This is a genomic window from uncultured Maribacter sp. (assembly GCF_963975365.1).
Lineage (GTDB): Bacteria > Bacteroidota > Bacteroidia > Flavobacteriales > Flavobacteriaceae > Maribacter.
Genome location: NZ_CAXBGF010000023.1, coordinates 30713 through 41309 on the forward strand (window position 1 = coordinate 30713; position 10597 = coordinate 41309).

Sequence of the window (10597 nt, forward strand, 5' to 3'; positions counted from 1 at the left end):
ATTCAGTATTCAGTATTCAGTTTGAAGTGTAATGCATAAAGAAAGAGTGTCTAGGTTAGGTAGTATAACTGAGTTCTGAGAAAATAAAGAGCTAAGCCAAATTCAAAAACTAAACTACTCCTTAGTTATACGAACTTGAATATGCTTCTTAAACTTTTAAAGCCCCTTCATAGCCGCTTCCGCACAGCGTTCTCCATCCATGGCCGCTGAAACAATTCCACCGGCATAACCGCCGCCTTCCCCACATGGAAAAAGGCCTTTAATGACTGGGTGTTCTAAATGTTCGTTTCTTGGAATGCTTACTGGTGATGAGGTACGTGATTCTACTCCAACTATATTTGCTTCAGCAGTGTAATACCCATGCATTTTATCACCAAATGCTTTAAACCCTTGGCGTAGTCTTCCTCCAATAAGTTTTGGCAATAGCGAGTGTAGCGGAGCGGACTTTAAACCTGGCTGATAGGAGGTAGGGTTTAAGTCTACAGATAAGTTTCCTTCTACAAAATCAGTTAACCGTTGTGCAGGTGCAGTTTGTGTGCGGCCACCTGATGTGAATGCCAAACGTTCTAAATCTTTTTGGTATTCCAATCCTTTTAAGGCTCCAAATTTTTCGTACTTAGGTATATCGGTATCTACATTAATTTCTACTACGATACCAGAATTTGCATACAAGTTATTACGTTTCGATGGTGACATCCCATTAACCACCACTTCTCCGGGAGCTGTTGCCGCAGGTACGATGAATCCGCCAGGACACATACAAAAAGAATAGACGCCACGTTCTTTCACTTGTTCGACCAAACTATACGATGCTGCAGGTAATAATTCGCTTCGCTCACCAGAACAATGGTATTGAATACTGTCAATAATATGCTGTGGATGCTCAACGCGAACACCCATTGCAAAAGATTTTGCTGCCAACGCAATATCCTTTTTGTGCAACAAGTCGAATATATCACGAGCGGAATGTCCCGTAGCCAGAATGACTCGGTCTACGGCCATTTCATCCTTTTCATTTAGAATAATAGCTTTTAGCGTGTTATTCTTGATAACGAAATCAGTCACTTTAGTATTAAAATGAATTTCGCCACCATAATGTTGTATAACTTCCCTTATGTTCTGAACAATTTTCGGGAGTTTGTTTGTTCCAATATGCGGATGTGCATCTACCAATATTTGGTCTGTTGCACCATGAAACACCAAGCTTTCAAATATGCGACGTACATCGCCCCGTTTTAGGCTTCGGGTATATAGTTTTCCGTCAGAATACGTACCAGCACCTCCTTCACCAAAGCAATAGTTACTTTCTGGGTTAACAATATGGTCTTGGTTTATCGCCTTTAAATCGCGTCTACGGTCTTTTACATTGTTGCCTCGTTCTAGTACAATGGGTTTGTAACCCATTTCTAAACAACGAAGTGCCGCCCACATTCCTGCTGGTCCGAAACCTATAATATGAATCGGTTTTGCCTTAGAAACATCTTTGTATTTGAAAGATATTTCATTGCTTGGTGCAGGTTCATTGATATAAACGGCCAGTTTATAATTGAATACGATTTTAGGTTTACGTGCATCAATAGATTTTCGAAGTACCCTTATTTTAAAGGTGCCTTCAGCAAGTCCGAGATAATTTGCCGTACGTATTTCTAAACCATTAGGAGTAGCTTCTTCCTTTAACGTTAATCGTAACTGTACATTTCTGACCATGCTGCAAAATTAAAGTAAAATACACGATGTTATTTCAAGAGTTTTAAATTTGCTGAGAAATTGATCTAAAGGAAGTAGTTATAGTTATTATCTATTTGGGGCTTATTTTTCAACAATAGTTCTAAAAGTCAAATTTACCCTGGGCTGCGTACTTCGTTTTGTAGGCGGTAGCCGGTGCAACCAATTAGTTTGTGTTTCATCTTTCATTACCAATAAGCTGCCATGTTCTAAAATCAATTCAACTTTTTCTTTGGTTTCTTTATGTTTAAATGCGAATTTTCGTTCCGAACCAAAACTTAAAGAGGCAATTGCACCGTTCTTTTTTAAATCTTTTTCACCATCGCTATGCCAGGCCATACCTTCGTTTCCGTCGTGATAAAGATTTAGTAGGCATGAGTTAAAAGTCTCACCAGTTTCTTGCTCTACTTTATTTTTTAAGCAGACTAATTCGGTAGTCCAAGGTAATGCCAATTTGGTAGTTTTTGAATAGGTGTATTCAAACGGTTTTTCGCCGTACCAAGCAACCTTTCTTTTAGTAATTATTTTCTTTCCAAATATTATTGCCTCGTCATTTTTCCATTTAATGTGATTTAGCAGCTTGTCTAAAAAATCATTTGCTTCTGAATGAATAAGAATCTTACCATAATAATTTACGGTTCCACCCTGTGGAAGCAAGTTTTTTCTAGAGTCTACTTTTATATCAAACAATTTCATTTTTTATAAGCTTCTTTCATACAATGTCCGCAAGGTCGAAAATTACTTTCATAAGCATCTTCTTTCAATGAGAAAAATAAGCTGTTTTCTCTTTTAATTCGAAAGCCCGATTTACAATTTAACATACCATAAATTTTCAAATTTTATCTCACCAGTTTTAATTTTGGTTCTTACTTTGTTATTTTCTATAGAAATATGATGTCTTTCTATACTTTTATATTGCACATCCAGTATTCGTAACGCTCACGAAATTCATGGGCCTAAGGAAGATAAACACCATCGGTATAAGGCAGGCCAACAAGGTGATGCACCTCTCGGCAATTGCACATAATCTTATGAAATACCTGGAATTTATCGAAAAACGTTCGAAAAATGGGGCGGCGGTCTTTGCTTTCAAGAACTTGGTGAAAAGTAACCTCCACGACCTTTTTTTAGCTAAATTAAAGGCTTTTGCAACGGTTACCATTGTTAGGGCAAGTACTTACAATTCAATCAACAAGTTATTTTGTCCATATTGTACACAAAAGATTTAAATTTTAACTATTGGTAATGTAAACGAAAAGCTTGACCCAATATTTAACTTACTCTCAATTTTTAATGTACCATTATTCTCTTCAATATAACTTTTACACAATTTAAGACCCAAACCTGTTCCTTTTTCCTTGGCTGTACCGTAAGTTGAATAAAATTCATTTTCTGATATTATTTTATTAATATTTTCTTCGGATATGCCTTGGCCTGAATCCACAATATTTATCTTTATAACATTAACTTTTTTCTCGAGTTCAATTCGTATAACACCATCATTACCAGTAAATTTAATAGCGTTTGATAATAGATTTCGGATAATAAGTTGAACCATATCTTCATCTGCATACGCCATAAATGCTTCCGAATAGTCAGTGATAATTGAAATACCCTTTTGCTTTGCACTATATTTAATATTTATAATATTTTCATCTATAATTGCATTAAGGTCAATTTTTTTGGGATTAAAATATACTTGCTCACTATTATATCTTGCCCAATTTAACAAATTCTCCAAAAGTTGAAATGTGCTTTTTGAAAGTTCCTTTTGAGAATTTAAAAACTTTTGAAACGTTTCTTCATCTAGCCCATCGTTGTCCGAAACCATTTCCGATATTTGCATCATAGAACTTATTGGCCCCCTAAGGTCATGTGCTATGATCGAAAAGAATTTATCCTTTGTTTTATTAAGATTTCGCAGTTCTTCCTCTATCTTTTTTTGATTGTCAATATCAATATGTGTCCCAATAGCTCTTTTGGGTTTTTTATCAGCATCAAACTCTATAATTTTACCCTTGTCTATAACCCATTTCCATTTACCTGATTTTGAAAGAAGACGATGTGTATTTTCATAATAATCACTTTTACCGTCAATATGTTCATTTAAATCTTTCATAACTTTGGGCATATCATCTGGATGAACAAGTTTCTCCCAGGTCGATACATTTGGCTCAATCTCATCTTTTTCATACCCTAACATTTTACACCAAAAATCATTAAAAAAGACATCATCAGTTTGCATATTCCAATCCCATAAACCTGCCTCCGTATTTTCAATTGCCAATTTTTGGCGAATTTCACTTTCGAGAAGTTGCTTTTGAAATATATGTCGCTCAAAGGAATTGGAAATTATACCGGAGATGGTTCGCAGAAGATCAATTTCCTCATGTTCCCATTCCTTTTCACCGGTACATTCATCGAAACCAATGAAACCGAAAAAGTGATTTTGAACTATAAGGGGAAAAACCAAAATAGATTTTATTTCTTGACGATCAAGGATATCCACTATATCAGACGGTAAATTTTTTATGTTTGTTGAAAATATTTTTCCATTTTTATCGAGTATTTTTTTCCATGATGGAAAATTTTTATAGGGAATGTCTTGCAGTTCATGAATTTGTGAGCTTATACCAACATTACACCATTCATAAGTATTACTGGATTTAGACCCCGTAACATCATCCTCAAAAATATAAACTCGACTTACTCCAGTTTCATTACCCAATAAGCCCAAAGTGTGGTTGATCTTTTCACTTAAATTAGTTAAGGATAAAAAATTTTGAGAAATGTCAGCAAGTAGGGTTTGTTGGTGCAAACTCCTTTTCAATTTTTCTTCCGCTTCCTTTAGCGGGGAAATATTAATTGCAGAAGTAAGTAAATAATTGTTGGCCTGAATTTTAATAAAGCTGATTGAGAAAAGACAATGAATTGGTTTACCGTCCTTGGTTCTGATAATTACATATTCATTTTCAATATGCGAATTTAATTTTACTTTTTCTGCTAATTCAATTCGTCTATCATAATTGTAAAATAAATTCAATTCTTTTGAATTATGCCCAATAATTTCTGATCTTTCATAACCAAGACTGGTTAAAAATGTTTTATTGACATTTATAAAAACTCCCGTATTCATGTCTGATATAGCCATTAAAGCTTGGTTACTATCAAAGACATGGTGAAATTTTTCCTCTGAAATAGAATTTTCACAAAGATTCCTACTTATAAAAATCAAAGCACTTTCATTGTTCCAATTTCCATGGAAAATTATTGACTCGACGGGTATTTGCATTCCATTTTTGGATAGTAATGGAATAGAGCTGGTTTCAAGTGTTTCAATTGACAATTTTCCTATAAGCTCTTTTACCTTATCCTTAAATTCTGGAGGGTGCACTGCGTATATATTGCTCCCAATAAGTTCACCTTTCAGATAGCCAAGCAAGGCCAATACAGGATTATTTACTTCTATAATATTTCCATTTAAGTCCAAAATGAATATAAAATCATTTATGGCATTAAAAAGATTTTTAAAATTTACTTGGTTGGTATACATATATTAATTCCTTGAATGATTCAATATGTTCATTTTTAGTATGTGAGGTAACGCCAGAGCTATGAGGGCTGCGGAGACAGGGAAAGTTTTTATTTCCGTTTGCGCTCGTAGCCAAACCTTTTTGTTTTGCTTTTTCTTTTTTTTATTTAATGCTAAATCCAAAAGATTTGGCGGTGTTCATTGATATTCCAGGTTTATAACTTAAGCAGTTATGCCCTTATTGTTTATAGGTTTTGTGTCTTTTGCACAAGTTATGAAAAAAAAATCGGTCGTGGTCATTACCGATCTGAAGATGGATCGTAACTTTAGGTATGCAGGGAAAAAAGAACGATCAGGAAAAGCTCTTCAACAATTTCCAGTTGAGCGAGCGTGTACCGGAGTGGACTTGCAACAAAAGTACCATCGGTATAAAGCAGGCCAACAAGGTGATGCACCTCTCGACAATTTCTTATAATCTCAAGAAATACCTGAAATTCATCGAAAAATGTTCGAAAAGTGGGGCGGGGGTCATTGCTTTCAAGGCCTTGGCGAAAAGTAACCTCCATGACCTTTTTTCAGCTATTCCGCACTACCCGAAACTCACTTTACACTGCTGAAATGGAAATGAAAAAGCCTCTTGAAGAGGCTTAAACGGATTCATTTTTAGCCAAATTAAAGGCTTGTGCAACGGTTACTTTTGTTATAAGCAGTTTTTGTACTCACTCATTTAATTTATTGACAGGCAATGTAAATCTGAAATCACTTCCTTTTCCTTCTTCACTTACAACCCAAATTTTCCCACCCAGTTTCCCTACAAACTCTTTACAAAACACTAATCCTAATCCAGAACCCTTTTCATTCGCAGTACCTGGTAATGTCGTATTAGTCGATAAATCGAAAAGTTTGTGTATTGTTTCTTCGCGCATACCAACTCCATTGTCAGAAATAGAAATTTCAACTTGCTGTTGATTTGTAATAGCTGATATATTAATATGCCCTCCTTCGTTTGTAAATTTTATAGCATTCGAAATTAGATTTCGTAAAATTGTTTTTAAAATATTTTCATCAGTGTATAATTCGATTTCAATTGTTGGGGTGTAATGAAGAGAAATGTTTTTAGCCTTTGCAATTGATTTTTCAAGTCCTATTATTTCAAGTATAATTTCCGACAAAATGATTTTTTCTGGTTTGTAGCTAAATTCACTAGTTTGTGATTTTGCCCAATCTAATAAATTGTCAAGTAAAATGAGTGTTTTTTTTGCTGTTGAATTTATCATCTCAATATACTTTTCAGATTCCACTTGGTCTATTTCATTTACATTTTCTAAGAGTAATTCAGAAAGACCTATTATGTTATTAAATGGACTTCTTAAATCATGAGCGATGATAGAAAATAATTTTTCCTTTGTGGTATTAAGTTCTTTTAATTGCTTTTGACTTTTTATTAAGGCTAATTCTGATTTCTTCCTTTCACTTATATCTCTCGCTAAGCCTGTTGCTCCGATAATCTCATTCCTGTCATTTAATATCGGATTAAAAAAACTTTCGTAATAAGCAAGATTTTATTTTCCAAATATCCTAACATTTGTATGAGTTTCGCCCCTTAACGCTCGGTCGTAATTGTTCTTTGCAACTGCTCTATCTTCATCAGAAGTTATACAATCCAAAATATTCATTCCTGCTTCGATTTCCTTCCCATATGCATATTTCATAATTTTGGCATGAGCCGAATTGAAATACAGATAGTGATAATCATTATTGATTGAGAAAAGCATTGTGTCACTTTGGCTTTCTAAACTGGACTTTAGTAACAATTGTGAATCTATCAATGCCTGTTCATCTTGCTTGCGTTTAGTGATGTCTTTTCCGAAAAGCAATACTCCAATTACTTTTTTGTTTATAACTATCGGGTTCATAAATACTTCAATATATAGTGAAGCATTCTGTGTATTAACATTGTCGATAAATGAAAACGATTCATTACTCAGTGATCTGTCATATTGTAATTTCCAGACTTCTCTAAGAGGTTTAGGAAGTGACAAAAGAAGGTTTATACCTGTCTTAAGATTAATTCCGAAACTCTCATAAAAAGCAGAAACAAATACGCTATTAGCATATATAATTTCATAAGCCGAATTTATTGCCCAAACACTATCTGTTGTATTCTCAAAGATGGATGATATATTTAGTTTACTTAATATATTAAAGTTTTTATTGTCAGTATTCTCAATATCTTGATTTTCCATTTTATAATGTGGTATTTCGTTCATTTTTCAAAATTGCTTATAACGTCTCAGCTTGTATGAGTAGTTGTGTGGGTTAGCGGTTAACTTTCCAAGTAAGCGAGAACAAGCAATTAATTTTATACGTTGTGTGTGCCCAGTATGGGCATCTTTACCTTATAGCAATATAAGGATTTTTTTAGAGGGTGTAAGTCCCTTATGCGCTGTAGTAACGTCTGGAAGCATTAGTAAGTCGCAAGGGTGGTAACCGCGAGGTTACATCTGAAGAAAGCGAGACTACAAAACCCGGTAACGACGAACAGGAACCGTATATAGAGGCATGGTTAGTTGGGTAAGCAAGCACATCATTGTAACGCCCAACGAGTACAAAAGATGCATTAATGTAGATACGGCAGGGATCGGGGGAAAGAAGATGTTCTTACCTGGGGAGGTCTCCCAAGCTACGTGTAGCTATATGGAGAAGTCAGCAGAGGTCATAGTAGTTGCTGGAAATGAGCTGATAGCAAAATCAGAGGTCTCACAAGCGACGAAGGGCCGAACGTAATTCTCTTTAAAATTCGCATAGGAATGACGATTCATGGCCTATACTAAAATTAGAGGATAGTTTCAAGGGTGAAAAGAGCCTTGGAGTGATGGATTGCGAACCGCCGTATACGAGACCCGTACGTACTTTGGTGTGAGGGGTGCACTCCGTCATTTATGGGGAGAGCCGTCTACTCGACTAACCACTGGCTTTATTTTAATAATCTTGAACTAAAACTTCAGTTGGAATGTGTAGATTAGTGTTAAGTTTTCTTATCATATTCAAAGTCAGTTTTCTTTTTTTATTTAGTATTTCACTAACTCTACTTTTAAAGCCAACAACTTCTGCTAAATCATTTTGATTCATTCCCATTTGTTCCATTCGGAACTTAATTGCCTCGATAGGGTCGGGCATACCGATTGGGAAATTCTCATTTTCGTATCGGTCAATCAAGATTGAAAGGATTTCCAATTCGTCTCCTTCTTCCGTTCCTTTTTTTGCATCAAAAATATCCTCAAGTCTGTCGAGCGCTTTTTGATAGTCTTTTTCGTTTCTAATAGGTGATATTTTCATAATCAGATGTTATTTGTGTCAATTTTGTCATATTCTGCGTGAGTTCCAATAAACCGTATCCAGCATATTCCGTATTCAAAGTTGAATTTTACAATTAAGCGATAATTATTGCCTTTGATGTTATAAACAATTCGGTTGTCTTTTAAAATACTTGCACTTGGATATTCATTCTTTAAATCGTTAATGTTTTTCCATTCAGATTTTTCGGTTTCTCTATACCACGATTTTAATTGTTGTTCGCAATCAGCGTGTTTTTCCCAAAAATCTCGTAATGTTCGTTTCGCTATTACTCGCACATTATAATTGTTTGTCGCAAATATAGCAAGAAAGTTACCAATATGGTAATTATTTCATTTTTTTCAGCTGTCTAGTCCTGAAATATGCTTTATTTAAAAACAGCGTAAATCAATTATTAACCTGTAGCCTTTATTAAAGAGGGGTCAAGCTTGCGCACAACTTGTTTGGCTATGGTTTCGTTGCGTGAAAATCCGAGAGAATTTTCCGCCGTAAACCGAAGATAGCAAATTTGCTTCCGACTTTCCGAGAGAAAAGTCGGAAGCAATAAATTATATACGGTGTGTGTGCCCAGCATGGGCATCTTTTAACTACAGAAATGTAGTTAATTAATCTAGAGGGTGCAAGTCCCTTATGCGCTGGGGTAACGTCTGGAAGCATTAGTAAGTCGCAAGGGTGGTGACCGCGAGGTTACATCTGAAGGAAGCGAGACTACAAAACCCGGTACCGACGAACAGGAACCGTATATAGAGGCATGGTTACTTGGGTAAGCAAGCACATCATTGTAACGCCCAACGATTACCAAAAGGGTAGCTATGTAGATACGGCGGGCATTGGGTGAAAGAAGATGTTCTTACCTGGGGAGGTCTCCAAAGTTACGTGTAGCTATATGGAGAAGTCAGCAGAGGTCATAGTAGTTGCTGGAAATGAGCTGATAGCAAAATCAGAGGTCTCACAAGCGACGAAGGGCCGAACGTAATTCTCTTTAAAATTCGCATAGGAATGACGATTCATGGCCTATACTAAAATTAGAGGATAGTTTCAAGGGTGAAAAGAGCCTTGGAGTGATGGATTGCGAACCGCCGTATACGAGACCCGTACGTACGGTGGTGTGAGGGGTGCAGTCCGTTCCTAACTAGGGGCGGACCCGCCTACTCGATTAGGTGCAGTTATTTTATTCTGTTAATCGTTTATATTGATTTTCGTATAGATTAATAGTCACTTCATTCGATTCGTACACTTTACCTTCGATAGTTATTGTGACCTTGTATTTTGTCTCTATCTTTCCTTCTACATTTATACCATTAGCCAATTCAAATTCAATTTGTTCGTATGAACCTAAAGTTTCATCATAATAACTATTTCCACAGGATGATGTACCATATTCTCCGTGGGGAAGCCATTTGTCATTTATTAATATGAAACCATTTAAATTTCCAATAGTAGCATCAATTCGCGGAATTATATATGTTGAGTTTGAATCATTTTTCAAGATAGCTTTTCTGTAAATTCCGCCATACTCATTCACTCTGAATTCATTCGGTATAAAGCGAATAGTTAATCCCTCATTTTTTGGATTCAAAATTTTAGATTTATTCTTATGATAAGCACTTATTCTGTCAGATAATTTTCCTGTCAATGTCATTGATAGGGGAAAATATTCCTCATAGCTAATGTCTCCATTATTCAATTTTTCAGAAAGCTCTTTATCAGCCTTTTCCCATTTGGTCTGACTTAATGAACTCATCGATAATAGACAGCATAAAATTAAAGTTGTAACTCCTCTCATTTTTTTTTCTAATTGCACCTAACGGTTTTGCGTGTATGAGAAGTAGTGGATTTAAAAGTACTACACTTTCAGTTTGGCACTGACTTTTATGAAGTGCATTGAACTTTGGTATATCACTGAACTCGCTATTTCTTATACACGCTGTGCTTGTTGCACAAGTTATGAAAAAAAGCCTCCCAAAGATCTTGCGGATCCAC

General features: G+C 35.5%; 10 protein-coding genes. 1 reads left to right on the top strand and 9 read right to left on the bottom strand.

Annotated features, from left to right (window positions below; all coding sequences use genetic code 11):
- Positions 1-156: 156 nt before the first annotated feature.
- The 4 genes from AACZ49_RS17635 to AACZ49_RS17650 form a co-directional block, all read right to left on the bottom strand.
- Positions 157-1707: an FAD-dependent protein gene (locus AACZ49_RS17635; protein ID WP_339657489.1), complete on the bottom strand. Its 1551-nt coding sequence runs from the start codon at positions 1705-1707 to the stop codon at positions 157-159.
- Positions 1708-1809: 102 nt separating this feature from the next.
- A complete protein-coding gene (locus tag AACZ49_RS17640) occupies positions 1810-2421 on the bottom strand; it encodes an alpha-ketoglutarate-dependent dioxygenase AlkB (protein WP_339657491.1) in 612 nt (203 codons plus the stop codon).
- Positions 2418-2546, bottom strand: a complete 129-nt coding sequence (locus tag AACZ49_RS17645; protein WP_339657492.1) for a hypothetical protein — start codon at positions 2544-2546, stop codon at positions 2418-2420. The genes AACZ49_RS17640 and AACZ49_RS17645 overlap by 4 nt, the downstream gene beginning before the upstream one ends.
- 404 nt (positions 2547-2950) lie before the next feature.
- Positions 2951-5278 (bottom strand): PAS domain S-box protein, encoded by a 2328-nt coding sequence (locus tag AACZ49_RS17650; protein ID WP_339657493.1) that lies wholly within the window; start codon positions 5276-5278, stop codon positions 2951-2953.
- A gap of 211 nt (positions 5279-5489) precedes the next feature.
- On the opposite strand from AACZ49_RS17650, the gene AACZ49_RS17655 reads away from it, so the two are divergent.
- Positions 5490-5732: a hypothetical protein gene (locus AACZ49_RS17655; protein ID WP_339657495.1), complete on the top strand. Its 243-nt coding sequence runs from the start codon at positions 5490-5492 to the stop codon at positions 5730-5732.
- 244 nt (positions 5733-5976) lie between these two features.
- Here AACZ49_RS17655 and AACZ49_RS17660 read toward each other — a convergent pair whose 3' ends face one another.
- The 5 genes from AACZ49_RS17660 to AACZ49_RS17680 all read right to left on the bottom strand — a co-directional run bounded on the left by AACZ49_RS17660 (position 5977) and on the right by AACZ49_RS17680 (position 10358).
- On the bottom strand, positions 5977-6786 hold the full coding sequence (locus AACZ49_RS17660) for a HAMP domain-containing sensor histidine kinase (protein ID WP_339657505.1): 810 nt from the start codon (positions 6784-6786) through the stop codon (positions 5977-5979).
- Between the two features lie 33 nt (positions 6787-6819).
- On the bottom strand, positions 6820-7527 hold the full coding sequence (locus tag AACZ49_RS17665) for a PAS domain S-box protein (RefSeq protein WP_339657497.1): 708 nt from the start codon (positions 7525-7527) through the stop codon (positions 6820-6822).
- Between the two features lie 712 nt (positions 7528-8239).
- Positions 8240-8596, bottom strand: a complete 357-nt coding sequence (locus AACZ49_RS17670) for a helix-turn-helix domain-containing protein (protein ID WP_339657499.1) — start codon at positions 8594-8596, stop codon at positions 8240-8242.
- A 2-nt stretch (positions 8597-8598) separates the two neighbouring features.
- Positions 8599-8892, bottom strand: coding sequence for a type II toxin-antitoxin system HigB family toxin (locus AACZ49_RS17675; protein WP_339657501.1), 294 nt, complete (start codon positions 8890-8892; stop codon positions 8599-8601).
- An 893-nt stretch (positions 8893-9785) separates the two neighbouring features.
- A complete protein-coding gene (locus tag AACZ49_RS17680; RefSeq protein ID WP_339657503.1) occupies positions 9786-10358 on the bottom strand; it encodes a hypothetical protein in 573 nt (190 codons plus the stop codon).
- Positions 10359-10597 lie beyond the last annotated feature (239 nt).